Here is a 20,579-nt window from a genome sequence, read left to right on the forward strand (position 1 = left end):
GGCATTCCACCGAGCGATTGGCGTCTTGATGTCGAACGAGGAGAAGCTGCGCGAGTACCTCAAGCGCGCGATCGCGGACCTTCACGAGACTCGTCAGCAATTGGACGAGACGGAGGCGAAGCAGACCGAGCCCATCGCGATCGTCTCGATGGCCTGCCGCTTCCCGGGCGGCGTCCGCTCGCCCGAAGGGCTGTGGGAGCTTCTGCGCGACGGCGTCGACGCGATCTCCTCCTTCCCCCGCAACCGCGGCTGGGACCTGGACGCGCTCCACCACCCCGACCCGGCCCACCAGGGCACCACCTACGCCCGCGAGGGCGGATTCCTGCACGACGCGGGCGAGTTCGACCCCGGCTTCTTCGGGATCTCCCCGCGCGAGGCGCTCGCCATGGACCCCCAGCAGCGGCTGCTTCTGGAGACCGCGTGGGAAGCCGTCGAACGGGCCGGCATCGACCCGGAATCCCTCGCGGGCAGCCGCACCGGCGTGTTCGTCGGCACCGGCCACGGAGGGTATGACGCCGAGGGCGGGCGGCGCGCCGACGAGGTCGGCGGACACCTGCTGACCGGCAACCACATCAGCATCGCCTCCGGCCGGATCTCCTACGTCCTGGGCCTGGAAGGCCCCGCGCTGACCGTTGACACGGCCTGCTCCTCGTCGCTGGTCGCCCTGCACCTGGCCGCGCACGCGCTGCGGCGCGGCGAGTGCGCCATGGCCCTGGTGGGCGGCGCGACCGTGATGTCCACGCCGCAAATGTTCGTGGAGTTCTCCCGCCAGCGCGGGCTGGCCGCCGACGGCCGCTGCAAGCCGTTCGCGGCGGCCGCCGACGGCACCGGCTGGAGCGAGGGCGTCGGGCTGCTGCTCGTCGAGCGGCTCTCCGACGCCGTACGCAACGGCCATCCCGTACTCGCCGTGCTGAAGGGCTCGGCCGTCAACCAGGACGGCGCGTCCAACGGCCTGACCGCCCCCAACGGCCCCTCGCAGCAGCGCGTCATCCGCCAGGCGCTGACCAGCGCGGGCCTGGCCGCCTCGGAGATCGACGCGGTGGAGGCGCACGGCACCGGCACCACCCTCGGCGACCCCGTCGAGGCACACGCCCTGCTGGCCACCTACGGGCAGCAGCGCCCCGCGGACCGGCCCGTGCTGATCGGCTCCATGAAGTCCAACATCGGGCACACCCAGGCCGCCGCCGGTATCGCGGGCGTGATGAAAATGGTCCTGGCGATGCGGCACGGGCAACTGCCCAAGACCCTGCACCTGGACGAGCCCACCGGGCACGTCGACTGGAGCGAGGGCAACGCCGGACTCCTCGCGGAGCCCGCGCCCTGGCCGACCGCCGACCGGCCGCGCCGCGCCGCCGTCTCCTCATTCGGCATCAGCGGCACCAACGCCCACGTCATCCTGGAACAGGCGCCCGCCCACGAGGCCGAAGCCCACAAGGCCGGACCGGACCCCGAGCCGGCCGCCCGGCCGGGCGTGCTGCCCTGGATCCTGTCCGCCCGCACCGAAGCGGCCCTGCACGCCCAGGCCGCACGCCTCGGCCGCCACATACGGGACCGCGCCGACCTCGAACCGGCCGCCGTCGCCCACGCCCTCGCGGGCACCCGGTCCCTCATGGAACACCGCGCGGCACTCGTCGCGGGCAACCGGGAGGCGTTCCTGCGCGGCCTGGACGCCCTCGCCGCGGGCCGCACCGCCGCCGGTCTGGTCAGCGGCGTCGCCACCAAGGCCCGCACCGCGTTCGTCTTCGCCGGGCAGGGCTCCCAGCGCCCCGGAATGGGACGCGAACTGCACGCCGCGTACCCGGAGTTCGCCGACGCCTTCGACGCGGTGTGCGCCGCACTCGACCCGCACCTGGACCGGCCGCTGCGCGACGTCGTCTTCGCCGAGGAAGGCAGCGCCGAGGCCGCCCTGCTCGACCGGACCGCCTACACCCAGGCCGCGCTCTTCGCCCTGGAGACCGCCCTGTTCCGGCTCGTCGAATCCTGGGGCGTGGCACCGCAGTTCGTCGCCGGACACTCCATCGGCGAGCTCACCGCCGCCCACGTCAGCGGCGTTTTGACGCTCCAGGACGCCGCACGGCTGGTCGCCGCGCGCGGCACGCTCATGCAGGCGCTGCCCGATGGCGGCGTCATGGTGGCGGTCCAGGCCACCGAGGAGGAGATCCGCGACCGCCTCGCCGGCCACGAGGACCACGTCGCCCTCGCGGCGGCCAACGGGTCCAATTCCCTTGTCATTTCGGGCGACGAACAGGCCGTCACCGAGATCGCGGCCCACTTCGAGGCACAGGGCCGCCGCACCAAGCGGCTGCGGGTCAGCCACGCCTTCCACTCCCCGCACATGGACGGCATGCTGGAGGACTTCGGGCGCGTCGCCCGCGGCCTGACCTTCCACGCCCCCCGCATCCCCGTGGTGTCCACGGTGACCGGCGCGCTCGCCACCGAGGAGGAACTGCGCTCGCCCGACTACTGGGTCAGGCAGGTCCGCGAAACGGTCCGCTTCTGCGCCGCCGTGCGCACCCTCGAAGCCGAGGGCGTCACCACCTTCGTGGAGTTCGGCCCCGGCGGCGTCCTGACCCCCATGGTCCAGGACAGTCTGACCACCCTCGAAGGGCCCGTCCCCCCTGTCCCCCCTGTTTTGGTCTCCCTCCTTCGAACCGGCCGCCCCGAAGCGCCCGCCCTCACCGAGGGCATCGCCACCGCCTTCGCGCACGGTGTCCGCGTCGACTGGCCCGCCTGCCTCGGCACGCTCGACGCCCCCCGCGCCGAGCTGCCCACCTACGCCTTCCAACGCCAGTGGTACTGGCTGGACCCGGCCGGCCGCGACGAGGGGGAGGCGGCCGCCTCCGAAGCGGGCGAGGCCGGATTCTGGGCGGCCGTCGAACGCGAGGACCTCCAGGAGCTGTCGGCCGTCCTGGCCATCGACGGCAGCGAGACGGACTCCCTGGGCAGCCTCCTGCCCACCCTCTCCTCCTGGCGCAGGCAGCGCAGGACCCAGGCCGCCGCGGACCGCTTCAGCTACCGCACCCACTGGGCCCCGCGCACCGCCTCCAACGGCCCCGCCGCCACCGGGCACTGGCTCGTCGTCCTGCCCGACGGCAGCACCGACGACCCGTGGACCGCCCACCTCCTGGACGCCCTGCGCGACCACGGCCTGCACGTTGACGTACGCGAACTGCCCGGCACCCACGAACCCGGCGACCCCTTCGCCCGGCCCGACACCCCCGTCGACGGCGTGCTCTGTCTGCTGGCCCTGGACGAGCGACCCCACCCGCGCCTGCCCTCCGTACCACGCGGCCTGGCCGCCACCACCACGCTGCTGCGTGCCCTGGAGGCCGCCGGCATCCAGGCACCGCTGTGGTGCGTGACCCGCCGCGCCGTCGCCGTCGACCGTCACGAGGCGCTCAACAGCCCCTTACAGGCACAGATATGGGGCCTGGGCCGGGTGGCCGCGCTGGAGTCCCCGCAGAGCTGGGGCGGGCTCGTCGACCTCCCCGAGAACCTGGACGGGCGGGCCGTCTCCGCGCTGCTGAGCACCCTCGCCTCGGAGGAGGACCAGGTCGCGATCCGCCCGGCCGGGATCTTCGCCCGCCGCCTGGAACGGATCACACCCGGCGGCGACACCGGCGACCGGTGGAGCACCCACGGCACCGTCCTGGTCACCGGCGGCACCGGTGCCCTGGGCGCACACCTCGCCCACTGGCTGGCCGACGCCGGAGCCGAACACCTCGTGCTCACCAGCCGCCGCGGCCCGCAGGCCCCCGGCGCACCGGAACTCGCGGCCGCGCTCACCGACCGGGGAGTCAAGGTCACCCTCGCCGCCTGCGACGCCGCCGACCGCGACGCTCTGGCGGCCGTCCTCGCCGACATCCCGCCGCACCTGCCGCTGACCGGCGTCGTCCACGCCGCGGGCATCCTGGACGACGGCGTCCTGGACGCGCTCACCCCCGAGCGCTTCGAGACCGTCCTGCGACCCAAGGCGAGGGCCGCACAGAACCTGCACGAACTCACCCAGGACCTGGACCTGGACCACTTCGTGCTGTTCTCCTCGATCGTCGGCGTCCTGGGCAACGCCGGACAGGCCAACTACGCCGCCGCCAACGCCTACTTGGACGCCCTCGCCGAACAGCGTCACCGGCAGGGGCTCCCGGCCACCTCCGTGTCCTGGGGCCCCTGGGCGGGCCACGGCATGGCCACCGACAGCGACGCCGCCGACCGGATGAGCCGCGACGGCCTGCTGCCCATGGCCGCGACCCCCGCGCTCGCCGCCCTGCGCCAGGCCCTCGCCCAGGGCATGACGCACGTGACCGTGGCCGACATCGACTGGAGCGCCTACGCCCCCGCCCTGACCGCCGTCCGCCCCAGCCCCCTCATCGGAGACCTGCCCGAGGCCCGCCGCGCACTCGGCCCCGCCGACGGACCGCGCCGGGAACGCTCCCCCCTGCGCGAACGGATCGGAGCACTGCCGCCCGCCGAACAGGAACAGGCATTCCTGACCATGGTCAGGGAAGAGGCCGCGAAGGCTCTCGGACACCCCTCACCGGACACCGTCGACGCCCAACGCGCCTTCCGTGAGCAGGGGTTCGACTCGCTGATGGCCGTCGATCTGCGCAACCGGCTCTCCGCCGCGACGGGCCTGCGGCTGCCCGCCACCCTGCTGTTCGACCACCCCACCTCCGTCGCGGTCGCCGCATACCTGCGCTCCGAAGTCCTGGGCGCCGCGGGGCCCGCCACGGTCGTACGGGCGTCGGCCGCCGCCCTCGACGAACCGGTGGCGATCGTCGGCATGGCCTGCCGCTTCCCCGGCGGCGTGAACTCACCCGAGGCCCTGTGGCGGCTGCTGGCCGAGGGCGGCGACGCCATCGCCCCCATGCCCGCCGACCGGGGCTGGGACCTGGACCGCCTCTACCACCCCGACCCCGACCACCAGGGCACCAGCTACGCCCGAGGCGGCGGATTCCTGGACGGCGCGACCGACTTCGACGCGGACTTCTTCGGCATCTCGCCGCGCGAGGCCCTCGCCATGGACCCCCAGCAGCGGCTGCTCCTGGAGACCACCTGGGAGGTGCTCGAACAGGCGGGTATCGCCCCGGAGTCGCTACGGGGCAGCAGCACCGGTGTCTTCGCAGGCACCAACACCCAGGACTACGGCGCGGTCTTGGACACGGCACAGGACGAAGCCGGCGGGCACCGGCTCACCGGCAACGCGATGAGCGTCGTCTCCGGCCGGGTCTCCTACACCTTCGGCTTCGAGGGCCCGGCCGTCACGGTGGACACGGCCTGCTCCTCCTCGCTGGTGGCCCTGCACATGGCGGCGCAGGCGCTGCGCCAGGGCGAGTGCTCCCTGGCGGTCGCGGGCGGCGTGACGGTGATGTCCACCCCGTCCTCCTTCGTGGAGTTCGCCCGGCAGCGCGGGCTGGCCCCCGACGGCCGCTGCAAGCCGTTCGCGGCGGCCGCCGACGGCACCGGCTGGAGCGAAGGCGTCGGCCTGCTGCTGGTGGAACGGCTCAGCGACGCCCGCCGCAACGGCCACCAGGTGCTCGCCGTCGTACGCGGCTCGGCCGTCAACCAGGACGGCGCGTCCAACGGCCTGAGCGCACCCAGCGGCCCGTCCCAGCAGCGGGTGATCCGCCAGGCCCTGGCCAACGCCCAGCTGGCCGCCTCCGAAGTCGACGCCGTGGAGGCGCACGGCACCGGCACCACGCTCGGCGACCCGATCGAGGCCCAGGCGCTGCTGGCCACCTACGGCCAGGAGCGGCCGCCGGAGAGGCCGATGCTGCTGGGCGCGGTGAAGTCCAACCTCGGGCACACCCAGGCCGCCGCCGGTGCGGCGGGCGTGATGAAGATGGTGCTGGCGATGCGACACGGCGTGCTGCCGCGCACCCTGCACGTCGCCGAGCCCACCGGGCACGTCGACTGGACCGCGGGCGCGGTCGAGCTGCTCACCGAGCACACGGACTGGCCCGAGACCGGCCACCCCAGGCGAGCCGCGGTCTCCGCGTTCGGCATCAGCGGCACCAACGCGCACGTGGTCCTGGAACTGCCCCCGGCCACGGACCCCGAAGCGCCCGCCACTGCGCTCGAAGCACCCGCCACCGCGCCCGACGAGACGGCACCGCTGCTGCTCTCCGCCAAGAGCGAGAGCGCCCTGCGCGCCCAGGCCGCCCGGCTGCGCACCCACCTCGACCGCGAGCCCGCGCCCCGGCTCACGGACGCCGCCTACACGCTGATGACGCGCCGCACGGCCTTCGCCCACCGCGCGGCCGTTCGCGCCGACGACCACGCTGCCGCGCTGCGCGCCCTGACCGCCCTGGCCGCCGGCGAGGCCGACCCCGCCGTGGACACGGGCACGGCCCACACCGGCCGGGACGCCGTCCTCTTCTCCGGCCAGGGATCGCAACGCATCGGCATGGGCCGCGAGCTGCACGCCCGATACCCGGTCTTCGCGGCGGCGTTCGACGCGGTCTGCGCTGCCCTGGACGAGCACCTGGACCGCCCGCTGCGGGACGTCGTCTGGGGCGAGGACGCGGAACTGCTGAACCAGACGGCCTACGCCCAGGCCGGGCTGTTCGCCATCGAGGTGGCCCTGTTCCGGCTCGTCGAGTCCTGGGGAGTACGGCCGCGGTACGTGGCCGGGCACTCCGTCGGCGAGATAACCGCCGCGCATGTCGCCGGGGTGTTCTCGCTGGCCGACGCCTGCACGCTGGTGGCGGCACGCGGACGGCTCATGCAGGCCCTGCCCGCCGGCGGCGCGATGGTGGCTGTCCAGGCCACCGAGGAGGAGGTGCTCCCGCACCTGACCGAGGACGTCGCGATCGCCGCCGTGAACGGCCCCCGCTCCACGGTGGTCTCCGGCGCCGAAGCCGCCGTGCTCGCCCTCGCGGCGCACTTCGAAGCGGAGGGCCGCAAGACCACCCGGCTACGGGTCTCGCACGCCTTCCACTCGCCCCTGATGGACCCGATGCTGGCCGACTTCCGTGCCGTCGCCGAGGGCCTGTCCTACGGCGAGCCGGAGCTGGCCGTCGTATCGAACGTCACCGGCGAACTCGCCACCCAGGACCAGCTGCGCACCCCCGAGTACTGGGTGACGCACGTCCGCTCGGCGGTGCGGTTCGCCGACGGGATCCGCGCCCTGTGTGCGCAGGGCGTGACGCGCTTCCTGGAGTTGGGTCCCGACGGCACGCTCGCGGCCCTGGCGCGCGAATCGCTGCCGGACGGGGACCCCGCCGGCCAGAGCACTCCCGAGGAGACCCTTCTCGTCCCCGCCCTGCGCCGGGACCGCCCGGAGGCGGCGACCCTCCACGCGGCCCTGACGCGACTGCACGTACACGGCACCGAGATCGACTGGACCGCATTCCTCGCCGGCCGGGACGCGCGCGTCATCGACCTGCCGACGTACGCCTTCCAGCACCAGCGGTTCTGGCCGACCCCCGATCACACCCGCACCGGGGACCTCGGCGCCGTCGGCCTCGAAGCGGCCGGGCACCCGCTGCTGAGCGCCTCCGTGGAACTGCCCGACGGCGACGGCGTGCTGCTCACCACGCGCCTGTCGCTCTCCTCCCACCCCTGGCTGGCCGGGCACGTCGTCATGGGCTCGGTCCTGTTGCCGGGCACGGCCTTCGTCGAACTCGCCATCCGCGCCGCCGACGAGGTGGGCTGCGACCGCGTCGACGAACTGACCCTGGCCGCCCCGCTCGTCCTGCCCGAACACGGCGGCGTACAACTCCAGCTGCGCGTGGGCCCCGCCGACGAATCCGGCCGCCGTGCCCTGACCGCCCGCTCCAGGGCGGAGGGCGACGGCGACCGCCCGTGGCTGCAGCACGCCACCGGCGTCCTCGCCACCGGCCCGCAGCCGGCCGCCGACGGCTTCGACTTCGCCACCGCGTCCTGGCCGCCCGCCGACGCCGAGCCCGTCGACCTGACCGGCATCTACCCGCGCCTGGCCGACCGCGGATTCGACTACGGCCCCCACTTCCAGGGCCTGCGCACCGCATGGCGCCGAGGCGACGAAGTCTTCGCCGAGGTCGCCCTGCCCGCCGCGGCCGAAGGCGACGCGCCTGCCTACGGCCTGCACCCGGCGCTGCTCGACGCGGCCCTGCACGTCGTCACCTTCAACGGAGTCGACCAGGGCGTCGTGCCCTTCTCCTGGGAGGGCGTCTCGCTGCACGCCTCCGGCGCCGCGGCGGTACGGGTCCGGGTCGCCCGGCACAGCGGCGACACGGTGTCCGTGGACGTCGCCGACACCGCGGGCGAACCCGTCGCCTCCATCGGCACGCTCGTCCTGCGGGCGGTCTCCGCCGACCAGTTGGAAGGCGGTGCGAACCCGGTCGGCCGCGACGCGCTGTTCCGCCTCCAGTGGAACCCCGTACGCCTGCCCCCGGCCGAGGCCGCGGAGACCGTCGCGGTGATCGGTTCCCCCGCGGGCCCGTCGTTCGAGCGGTACACGGACCTGGTCGAGCACTACGAGGACCTGGACTCCCTGGCCGCATCCGGCCGTGTGCCCGGTGCGCTGCTGGTGACGCCGACGACCGGGACCGCGGGAACGGTGGAGTCCGTGCACGCCGCGACGGCGTGGGCGTTGGGCCTGATGCAGTCGTGGCTGGGCGATGAGCGGTTCGCCGCTTCGCGTCTGGTGTTTGTGACGCGGGGTGCGGTGTCCGGTGCGGATCTTGCGGGTGCGGCGGTGTGGGGTCTGGTGCGGTCGGCGCAGTCGGAGCACCCGGGCCGTTTTGGGCTGGTGGATGTGGGTGACGATGCCGAACTGTCGCTTGTGCCGAGGGCGTTGGCGTCGGAGGAGTCGCAGTTGCTGGTGCGCGGTGGTGAGGTGCTGGCGGCGCGGTTGATCCGCGCTCAGGCGCAGCGGGCCGTCGCGTGGGACCCGTCCGGCACGGTTTTGATCACCGGTGGGACCGGTGGCCTGGGCCGTGTGATGGCGCGTCACTTGGTGGCGGAACACGGGGTGCGGAATCTGCTGCTGGTCAGCCGCCGTGGTCCCGCGGCCGAGGGCGCACAGGAGCTGGTGACGGAGCTTCGGCGCAGCGATGCCGAAGTGACCGTGGAGGCGTGCGATGTGACGGACGCGGTGGCTGTGGCCGACTTGGTGGCCCGGTACCGGATCAGGGCGGTGGTGCATACGGCCGGTGTTCTGGATGACGGTGTGGTGGAGTCGCTGACTCCGGAGCGGTTGGCGGCGGTTCTGTGTCCGAAGGTGGACGCGGCCTGGCATCTGCACGAGGCGACCAAGAATGCGGGCCTGGATCTGGACGCGTTCGTGGTGTTCTCGTCGGTGGCGGGCACGATCGGCAGTCCCGGTCAGGCCAACTATGCGGCAGGCAACGCGTTCTTGGACGCGTTGGCGCATCACCGTCGGGCGGTGGGTCTGCCCGCGGTGTCGCTGGCGTGGGGCCCCTGGTCTCAAGACGGGGGGATGACCGGCACCCTCACCGAAGCCGACCTCAAGCGCATCGCCCGCCAGGGCATGCCCGAACTCACCCCCGCACAGGGCGTGGCCCTCTTCGACGCTGCGCTGGCAGCCGGAGACGCCCAACTACTCCCCGTTCGCTTCGACTTGGCGGCACTGCGAGAGCAGGGGGAGGTGCCCCCGTTGTTGCGCGGCCTGATCAGGACCCGCGCCCGACGGTCGGCGGTCGGCGGCTCGGCCGCGGCAGCCGGTCTGGTGGGACGCCTGAGCGGACTGGGGGCGGGGGAGCGGCGCGAGGTGATCCTGGACCTGGTACGTACCCAGATCGCGGTCGTCCTGGGCCACGCGAGCCCGGAGACGATCGAGGCGACCCGCGTCTTCCAGGACCTCGGTTTCGACTCCCTGACCGCGGTCGAACTCCGCAACCGCCTCAACAACGCGACCGGTATGCGTCTTTCGGCCACCGTCATCTTTGACTACCCCACGGCGGACGCGCTCGTCGACTTCCTGCTGGACGAGCTGTTCGGCGCGCAGGAAGAGGCCGAATCGCCGGCGCGGGCGTCGTCACCGGCGGGGGCAGCCGACGACCCGGTAGTGATCGTAGGGATGAGCTGCCGCTACCCGGGCGGCGTCGCCGCCCCCGAGGACCTGTGGCGTCTGGTGTCGGAGGGCGTGGACGCGGTGTCCGACTTCCCCACCGACCGCGGCTGGGACGTGGAGACCCTCTACAACCCGGACCCCGAGGCACTCGGTACCTCCTACACCCGCTCCGGTGGATTCCTCCACGAGGCAGCGGAGTTCGACCCCGAGTTCTTCGGGATGAGCCCGCGAGAGGCGCTGGCGACCGACGCCCAGCAGCGGCTGCTGCTGGAGACGACCTGGGAGGCCATCGAGCGGACGGGTATCGACCCGACCACGCTGCGGGGCAGTCGAACGGGCGTCTTCGCGGGCGTGATGTACACCGACTACAGCGAGATCATGGTCGGCGATCAGTACGAGGGCTATCGAGGCAACGGCAGCGCGGCCAGCATTGCTTCCGGCCGGGTCTCCTACACCTTCGGCTTCGAGGGTCCGGCGGTCACGGTGGATACGGCGTGCTCGTCGTCGCTGGTGGCCCTGCACCTGGCGGCTCAGTCGCTGCGCTCGGGTGAGTGCTCGCTGGCCATGGCGGGCGGTGTGACGGTGATGTCGACGCCCACGACGTTTGTGGACTTCTCGCGGCAGCGGGGTTTGTCGGCGGACGGGCGCTGCAAGGCGTTCGCCGACGCTGCCGACGGCGTCGGCTGGGGTGAGGGCGCCGGCATGCTCGTGCTGGAGCGTCTGTCGGATGCGCGTCGTCATGGGCATCGGGTGTTGGCGGTGGTGCGGGGTAGTGCGGTGAATCAGGATGGTGCGTCGAATGGTTTGACGGCGCCGAATGGTCCGTCGCAGCAGCGGGTGATCCGGCAGGCGTTGGCGAGTGCGGGGCTGTCCGCGGCGGATGTGGATGCGGTGGAGGCGCACGGTACGGGTACGACGTTGGGTGACCCGATCGAGGCGCAGGCGTTGCTGGCCACCTATGGTCAGGAGCGGTCGGGGGAGCGGCCGTTGCTGCTGGGCTCGGTGAAGTCCAACATCGGTCATGCGCAGGCGGCTTCGGGTGTGGCGGGTGTCATCAAGATGGTGCTGGCGATGCGCCACGGCGTGCTCCCGCGGACGCTGCATGTCGATGAGCCGTCGACGCATGTGGACTGGAACGCCGGTGCTGTCGAGCTGCTGACCGCTCCGGCCGAGTGGCCGCAGAGTGACGGGCCGCGCCGGGCGGGCGTCTCCTCCTTCGGCGTCAGCGGTACGAACGCGCATGTGATCCTGGAGCAGCCCGAGCCGGTCGCGGCCGACGCCGAACCGGACGCCGCCGAGGACGAGCCCGGCGCGCTGGCGTGGGTGCTCTCTGGCAGGAACGAGGCCGCGCTGCGCGGCCAGGCGGCACGCCTGCTGCCCCTGGTCGCCGGCCGTGACGCGCTGTCCGCGCGGGACATCGGGCACTCGCTGGTGGCGGGGCGGTCGAGCTTCACCCACCGTGCGGTGGTGTGGGGCCAGGACCGCGACGCACTGGTGCGTGCCCTGTCCGCACTCGCGGTGGACGAGGCCGACGCCGGTCTGGCGGAGGGCTCGGCCGGTGCGGGGAAGACGGCGTTCTTGTTCTCGGGGCAGGGTTCGCAACGTCTGGGAATGGGCCGGGAGTTGTATGGCCGCTACCCGGTGTTCGCGGCGGCGCTCGACGCGGTGTGCGCGGCGTTGGACGAGCACCTGGACCGCCCGCTGCGGGATGTCGTCTGGGGCGAGGACGCGGAACTGCTGGACCAGACCGCGTACGCCCAGGCCGGATTGTTCGCCCTTGAAGTGGCCTTGTTCCGGCTGGTCGAGTCGTGGGGTGTGCGCGCGGACTTCGTGGCCGGACATTCGATCGGCGAGGTCGCGGCGGCGTATGCGGCGGGCGTGTTCTCGCTGGCGGATGCCTGTGCGCTGGTGGCGGCCCGGGGTCGGCTGATGCAGCAGCTGCCGGCTGGTGGGGCGATGGTGGCGATCCGGGCGACGGAGGAGGAGGTTCTTGCGCATCTGACGGGGGAGGTGTCGATCGCGGCGGTCAACGGGCCGTCGTCGGTCGTGGTCTCCGGCGTTGAGGCGGCGGTGCTCGGCATCGCGGCGCACTTCGAGGGGGAGGGCCGCAAGACCAGCAGGCTGCGGGTCTCGCACGCCTTCCACTCGCCGCTCATGGAACCGATGCTGGCCGAGTTCCGCGCGGTGGTGGCACGGCTGTCCTTCGGCACGCCGACGATCCCTGTCGTGTCGAACCTGACGGGCCGCCTCGCCGAGCCCGAACAGCTCGCCCACCCCGACTACTGGGTCCGGCACGTCCGCGAGACAGTGCGTTTCGCGGACGGGATACGGGCTCTGCGGGCGGAAGGGGCGACGCGGTTCCTCGAACTCGGCCCGGACGGTGTGCTGTCGGCGATGGCCCGGGAGTCGGCACCGGACGAAGCCGTACTCGCTCCCGTACTGCGCAAGGACCGCCCCGAGGAGACGACGCTGCTGGGTGCCCTGGCGCAGCTGTACGTCCGGGGCGCGAGCGTGGACTGGGCGGTGCTGTTCGCCGGTACGGGTGCGCGGTGGGTGGATCTGCCGACGTATGCGTTCCAGCACGAGCGGTTCTGGCCTTCGGGCGGGGCGGCGCGCGTGGGCGATGTGCGGTCCGCTGGTCTGGGCTCGGCGGGGCATCCGTTGCTGGGTGCGGCGGTGGAGCTGGCGGGTTCGGGTGGTTTGTTGTTCACCGGGCGACTGTCGGTGTCCTCGTATCCGTGGCTGGCGGATCATGTGGTGCTGGGGTCTGTGCTGGTGCCGGGTACGGCGCTGGTGGAGCTGGTGCTGCGGGCGGCCGACGAGGTCGGCTGTGACCTGGTGGAGGAGCTGACGCTCGCCGCGCCGCTGGTGCTGCCTGCCTCGGGCGCCGCGATCCAGGTGCAGGTGTGGGTGGGCGAGCCCGATGACGAGGGGCGCCGGCCGGTGTCGGTGCATGCGCGTGAGGGCGAGGGCCCGTGGACGCTGCACGCCGGCGGTGCGGTGACCACGGGGGCCGAAACGGCCTCCTTCGATGCCGCCGTATGGCCCCCGAAGGGCGCGGAGCCCGTGGAAGTGGCGGACTGCTACGACGAACTCGCCGATGCCGGGCTCACATACGGCCCGGCCTTCCAGGGCCTGCGGGCGGCCTGGAAGCTCGGCGAGGACATCTACGCCGAGGTGACGCTTCCCGAGGGAACCGACGGTGACGCCTACGGCCTGCACCCCGCGCTCTTCGATGCCGCGCTGCACGCGGCGGCGTTGGGCGGCGGAGAAGCGGGCGGAGTCCCGTTCTCGTGGACCGGAGTGTCCCTGCACGCTTCTGGCGCCTCGCACCTCCGCGTCCGTATCCGCAGCGCGGGCGGCGCAATGTCCGTCGCGATCGCGGACTCGTCTGGTGCGCCGGTCGCCTCGGTGGAGTCGCTGGTGGTTCGTCCGATCTCGGCCGGGCAGTTGCAGGCCGCCGACCGTGATGCCCTCTTCAAGGCCGACTGGGTCCCCGTCCCGCTCACGGAAGAGCGCGTCGAGCTCGGCACCGGTCCGGAGGGCGAGCCGATCCGGACCTTCGCGGATCTGGAGTCCCTGACGGGGGCGGCCGTGCCCGGGGCGGTCCTGGTCGCGCCGCCCGCCGGCGCCGCCGGAACGGTGGAGTCCGTACACGTCGCGGCCGCCTGGGCGTTGGAGATGGTGCAGTCGTGGCTGGCCGACGACCGCTTCGCCACCTCGCGCCTGGTGTTCGTCACGCGCGGGGCGGCCTTCGGCGCGGATCTCGCGGCCGCCGCCGTCCGGGGCCTGGTGCGGTCGGCACAGTCGGAGAACCCGGGCCGCTTCGGCCTGGTGGACCTGGACGGTGACGCCGATGTGACCGTGCTGGCGCAAGGGCTCGCGACCGACGAGCCCGAACTTCTGGTGCGCGGGAACGAGGTGCTGGCGGCCCGGCTGGCCCGGACGCAGTCCCAGCACGCGATGACGTGGGACACCTCCGGCACGGTCCTGATCACCGGCGGTACCGGCGGCCTGGGCCGCGCTGTCGCCCGGCACTTGGTGACCGAGCACGGGGTGCGGAACCTGCTGCTGGTCAGCCGGCGCGGCCCGGCCGCCGAGGGCGCCGAGGAGCTCGTGGCCGAACTGCGGGGCAGCGGCGCCGAAGCAGTCGTCGAGGCCTGCGACGTGACCGACGCGGCGGCCGTAGCGGACCTGATCACCCGTCATGTGCCCACAGCCGTGGTGCATACGGCCGGTGTTCTGGACGACGGTGTGGTGGAGTCGCTGACCCCGGAGCGGTTGGCGGCGGTTCTGCGTCCGAAGGTGGACGCGGCCTGGCATCTGCACGAGGCGACCAAGAACGCGGATGTGGACCTGGACGCGTTCGTGGTGTTCTCCTCCGTCGCAGGCACGATCGGCAGTCCCGGCCAGGCCAACTACGCGGCAGGCAACGCGTTCCTGGACGCGTTGGCGCACCATCGTCGGGCGGCGGGTCTGCCCGCGGTGTCGCTGGCGTGGGGCCCCTGGTCTCAAGACGGGGGGATGACCGGCACCCTCACCGAAGCCGACCTCCAGCGCATCGCCCGCCAAGGCATGCCGCCGCTGACCGCCGAGGAGGGTCTGGCCCTCTTCGACGCCGCGCTCGGCACCACCGAGCCCGCGCCACTCCCCGTCCGCCTGGACCTCGCGGCGCTGCGCGCACAAGGCGAGCCTCAGCCGCTGCTGCGTGGCCTGATCCGTACGAGGACCCGCCGATCCGGCGCCGTCGCGGCATCCGGCATCGTGCAGCGCCTGACCAGGCTGTCCACGGCGGAGCGGCGCGAGGCGCTGCTCGATGTCGTACGCGCCCAGATCGCTGCGGTCCTGGGCCACGCGAGCCCGGAAACGGTCGCTCCGGACCGGGTCTTCCAGGACCTCGGCTTCGACTCCCTGACGGCGATCGAACTCCGCAACCTGCTGGGCAAGGCCACCGGACTGCGGCTCCCGGCGACGACCGTGTTCGACTACCCGACGGCCGACGCCCTGGCGGGCCACCTCCTGGACGAGCTGTTCGGCGCCGAGACGGAGACAAAGACCCCCCTCCCGGTGTCCGCCCTGCCGTCCCTGACGGACGATCCGGTCGTGATCGTCGGCATGAGCTGCCGCTTCCCCGGCGGCGTCGGCTCGCCCGAGGACCTGTGGCGGCTGGTGTCCGAAGGAGTGGACGCCGTCTCGGACTTCCCGACCGACCGAGGCTGGGAGATCGAGGACACGGACGACCCCGAGCGGGAGGGCGCCATCGCCACCCGTTCCGGAGGATTCCTCTATGACGCCGCGGAGTTCGACCCCGAGTTCTTCGGGATGAGCCCCCGAGAGGCCCTGACCACCGACGCCCAGCAGCGGCTGCTGCTGGAGACGACCTGGGAGGCGCTGGAGCGCGCCGGCATGGACCCGGCCACCCTGCGCGGCAGCCGTACGGGCGTCTTCGCCGGCGTGATGTACCACGACTACTCGACGCTGCTCTCCGGGCGCGAGTTCGAGGGCTACCAGGGCAGCGGCAGCGCGGGCAGTGTCGCCTCCGGCCGGGTCTCCTACACCTTCGGCTTCGAGGGTCCGGCGGTCACGGTGGACACGGCGTGCTCGTCGTCGCTGGTCGCCCTGCACCTGGCCGCTCAGTCGCTGCGCTCGGGCGAGTGCTCGCTGGCGCTCGCGGGCGGTGTGACGGTGATGTCGACACCGCTGACCTTCGTGGAGTTCTCCCGCCAGGGCGGGCTCTCCCCGGACGGACGCTGCAAGGCGTTCGCCGACACCGCCGACGGCGTCGGCTGGGGTGAGGGCGCCGGAATCCTGGTGCTGGAGCGTCTGTCGGATGCGCGTCGTCATGGGCATCGGGTGTTGGCGGTGGTGCGGGGTAGTGCGGTGAATCAGGATGGTGCGTCGAATGGTTTGACGGCGCCGAATGGTCCGTCGCAGCAGCGGGTGATCCGGCAGGCGTTGGCGAGTGCGGGGCTGTCCGCGGCGGATGTGGATGCGGTGGAGGCGCACGGTACGGGTACGACGTTGGGTGACCCGATCGAGGCGCAGGCGTTGCTGGCAACGTACGGTCAGGAGCGGTCGGGGGAGCGGCCGTTGCTGCTGGGCTCGGTGAAGTCCAACATCGGTCATGCGCAGGCGGCTTCGGGTGTGGCGGGTGTCATCAAGATGGTGCTGGCGATGCGCCATGGTGTGCTTCCGCGGACGTTGCATGTCGATGAGCCGTCGACGCATGTGGACTGGAACGCCGGTGCCGTGGAGCTGCTGGCCTCCGAGGTCGAGTGGCCGCAGAGTGACGGGCCGCGCCGCGCGGGCGTCTCCTCCTTCGGTATCAGTGGTACGAACGCGCATGTGATCCTGGAGCAGCCCGAGCCGGTCGCGGCCGACGCCGAACCGGACGCCGCCGAGGACGAGACGGCCGGGTCCGATGCGCCCGTGCCGGTGCTGCTGTCGGGCAGGAGCGACTCGGCGTTGCGGGCCCAGGCAGCACGGCTGCTGTCCCATCTGGACGGTGAGCCGGGGCCGCGGGTCACGGATGTCGCCTACGCGCTGGCGACGGGCCGCTCGGCGTTCCAGCACCGCGCGGTGGTACTGGCCGCAAACCGAGAGGACCTGCTGCGCTCGTTGTCCGCCCTGGCCGAGGGCCGCAGCGAGGCGGCCATCGTGGCGCAGGACCGGGCCCACTCGGGCAAGCTGGCGTTCTTGTTCTCGGGGCAGGGTTCACAACGCCTGGGCATGGGCCGGGAGTTGTACGGTCGCTACCCGGTGTTCGCGGAGGCGCTCGACGCGGTGTGCGCGGCATTGGACGAGCACCTGGACCGCCCGCTGCGGGACGTCGTCTGGGGCGAGGACGCGGAACTGCTGAACCAGACCGCATACGCCCAGGCCGGGCTGTTCGCGATCGAGGTGGCACTGTTCCGCTTGCTGGAGTCGTGGGGCGTGCGCCCGGACCAGCTGCTGGGGCACTCCGTGGGGGAAATCGTCGCGGCGCATGTGGCGGGTGTCTTCTCCCTCGCGGATGCCTGTGCGCTGGTGGCGGCTCGGGGTCGGTTGATGCAGCAGTTGCCGGCTGGTGGGGCGATGGTGGCGATCCGGGCGACGGAGGAGGAGGTTCTTGCGCATCTGACGGGGGAGGTGTCGATCGCGGCGGTCAACGGGCCGTCGTCGGTTGTGGTCTCCGGCGTTGAGGCGGCGGTGCTCGGCATCGCGGCGCATTTCGAGGGGGAGGGCCGCAAGACCAGCAGGCTGCGGGTCTCGCACGCCTTCCACTCGCCGCTCATGGAACCGATGCTGGCCGACTTCCGCGCCGTCGCCAACGGCATGACATACGACGCACCGCGCATCCCCGTGGTCTCGAACGTCACCGGCGAGCCCGCCACGGCGGAACAGCTGTGCTCCGCGGAGTACTGGGTCAGCCACGTCCGCGAGGCCGTACGGTTCGCCGACGGGGTCGGCACGCTGCGCACGCAGGGCGTCGTGGCATTCCTGGAGCTCGGCCCCGATGGCGCCCTCTCCGCGCTCGTCGCGGAGTCCGCCACGGACGAGTCGGTACTGGCCCCCGTACTGCGCAAGGACCGGCCCGAGGCACCGGCACTGCTCACGGCCCTGGCACGACTGCACGCCCACGGCATGCCGGTCGACTGGGCCGCCGTCTTCGCCGGTACGGGTGCGCGGTGGGTGGATCTGCCGACGTATGCGTTCCAGCACGAGCGGTTCTGGCCTTCGGGCGGGGCGGCGCGCGCGGGCGATGTGCGGTCCGCCGGCCTGGACTTGGCGGGGCATCCGTTGCTGGGTGCGGCGGTGGAGCTGGCGGGTTCGGGTGGTTTGTTGTTCACCGGGCGACTGTCGGTGTCCTCGCATCCGTGGCTGGCGGATCATGTGGTGCTGGGGTCTGTGCTGGTGCCCGGTACGGCGCTGGTGGAGCTGGTGCTGCGGGCCGCCGACGAGGTCGGCTGTGACCTGGTGGAGGAGCTGACGCTCGCCGCGCCGCTGGTGCTGCCTGCCTCGGGCGCCGCGATCCAGGTGCAGGTGTGGGTGGGCGAGCCCGATGACGAGGGGCGCCAGCCCGTGTCGGTGCACTCGCGTGAGGGCGAGGGGCCGTGGACGCTGCATGCCGGCGGTGCCCTGGCCCCGGCCGCCGAGGTGGTGTCGTTCGATGCCGCGGTGTGGCCCCCGCAGGGTGCCGAGCCGCTTGACGTGGCGGGCTGCTATGAGCGGTTCGCGGATGCCGGGTTCGAGTACGGCCCGGTGTTCCAGGGCCTGCGGGCGGCCTGGAAGCTCGGCGAGGACATCTACGCCGAGGTGACGCTTCCCGAGGGAACCGACGGCGACGCCTACGGCCTGCACCCCGCGCTCTTCGACGCGGCGCTGCATGCGGCGCTACTGGGCGGCGGGGGAGCGGACGAGGGGGCTGTCCCCTTCTCCTGGAACGGAGTGACACTCCACGCCACCGGCGCTTCCCAGGTGAGGGTACGCATCCGTCCCACCGAAAGCGGCACGTCGATCGCCATCGCGGACACCGTCGGTGAGCCGGTCGCCTCGGTGCGATCCCTGACCGTGCGTCCGATCACCGCCGGACAGTTGCAGACCGGCGACCGCGATTCCCTCTTCAAGGTCGACTGGAGCAGCATCCCACTCACCGGCGAGGCCACGGACTCCCTCGCCATGCTCGGCAAGGACACCGAAGGCATCCTCAACGGAATCTCGCTCCAGCCCCACACGGATCTCAACGACCTCGCGGAGGCCGGCGGCCACGACACTGTGCTCGTCCCGCCGATGACCGGGACCGCCGGGACCGCCGGGACGGTGGAGTCCGTGCACGCCGCGACGGCGTGGGCGCTGGACGTGATGCAGTCGTGGCTGGGCGATGAGCGGTTCGCCGCTTCGCGTCTGGTGTTTGTGACGCGGGGTGCGGTGTCCGGTGCGGATCTTGCGGGTGCGGCGGTGTGGGGTCTGGTGCGGTCGGCGCAGTCGGAGCACCCGGGCCGTTTTGGGCTGGTGGATGTGGGTGACGATGCCGAACTGTCGCTTGTGCCGAGGGCGTTGGCGTCGGAGGAGTCGCAGTTGCTGGTGCGCGGTGGTGAGGTGCTGGCGGCGCGGTTGATCCGCGCTCAGGCGCAGCGGGCCGTCGCGTGGGACCCGTCCGGCACAGTTTTGATCACCGGTGGCACGGGCGGCCTGGGGCGCACTGTCGCCCGGCACTTGGTGACCGAGCACGGGGTGCGGAGCCTGCTGTTGGTCAGCCGGCGCGGCCCGGCTGCCGAGGGCGCCGAGGAGCTCGTCGCCGAACTTGAGCAGCATGGCGCGCAGGTCGCCGTCGAGGCATGTGATGTCACCGACGCGGTGGCTGTGGCCGACTTGGTGGCCCGGTACCGGATCAGGGCGGTGGTGCATACGGCCGGTGTTCTGGATGACGGTGTGGTGGAGTCGCTGACTCCGGATCGGTTGGCGGCGGTTCTGCGTCCGAAGGTGGACGCGGCCTGGCATCTGCACGAGGCGACCGAGAACGCGGGCCTGGATCTGGACGCGTTCGTGGTGTTCTCGTCGGTGGCGGGCACGATCGGCAGTCCCGGTCAGGCCAACTATGCGGCAGGGAACGCGTTCTTGGACGCGTTGGCGCACCATCGTCGGGCGGTGGGTCTGCCCGCGGTGTCGCTGGCGTGGGGCCCCTGGTCTCAAGACGGGGGGATGACCGGCACCCTCACCGAAGCCGACCTCCAGCGCATGGCCCGCTCGGGCATGCCGCCGCTGACCGCCGAGGAGGGTCTGGCCCTCTTCGACGCCGCGCTCGGGACCAGCGAGCCCGCGCCACTCCCCGTCCGCCTGGACCTGGCGGCGCTGCGGCGACAGGGCGACATCCCTCCGCTGCTGCGCGGCCTGATCCGTACCCCGGGCCGAAGCACGGCGGCGGCCGCCGCGACGGATGGCGACGCCGAGGTCGACTTCGCCCAGCGCCTGACCGGTCTGTCGGCGGCAGAGGGACGCGAGGTCGTACTGGACGCCGTACGCGGCCAGGTCGCGGCGGTCCTCGGACACGCCGGAGCCACGGAAATCGACCAGGACCGCGCCTTCCTGGACCTCGGTTTCGACTCCCTCACCGCGGTCGAACTCCGCAACCGCCTGAGCGCCCTCACCGGAATCCGCCTGCCGGCGACCCTGCTCTTCGACTACCCGACGCCGGCAGAACTCGTCGACCACCTCCATGCCCGGATCGCACCCGAGCCGTCCTTTGGCCCGGAGGCACTTCTGGGCGAACTCGAAAGGCTGGAGAAGACCTTCGGCGGACTCGACATCACCGAGGAGGTTCACGAGCAGATAGCCGGCCGCTTGGAAGTCCTCAGGGCAAAGTGGAACGCCCTGCGGGATACGGCCGCGGCGGCCGGGCACGACGGCTCCCCGGCCGACGAGGACTTCGACTTCGAGTCCGCCTCCGACGAAGAGGTCTTCGACCTCCTCGACAACGAACTCGGCCTGTCCTGATCCGAGGAAGCGGCCCCTACCGGTAACTCCCGGACACCATCGGCCGATTCGAGCATCGCCACCGTGCGCCGCCGGGCAACTCGGCGGCGCA

1 protein-coding gene is annotated in these 20,579 nt (G+C 72.6%); it reads left to right on the top strand.

Annotation, left to right across the window (positions count from 1 at the left end):
- Positions 1–28 precede the first annotated feature (28 nt).
- Positions 29–20,488, top strand: a complete 20,460-nt coding sequence (locus ACZ4S3_RS11015; RefSeq protein WP_467930311.1) for a type I polyketide synthase — start codon at positions 29–31, stop codon at positions 20,486–20,488.
- Positions 20,489–20,579: the final 91 nt, after the last annotated feature.

Source organism: Streptomyces sp. NPDC028368 (assembly GCF_055565615.1).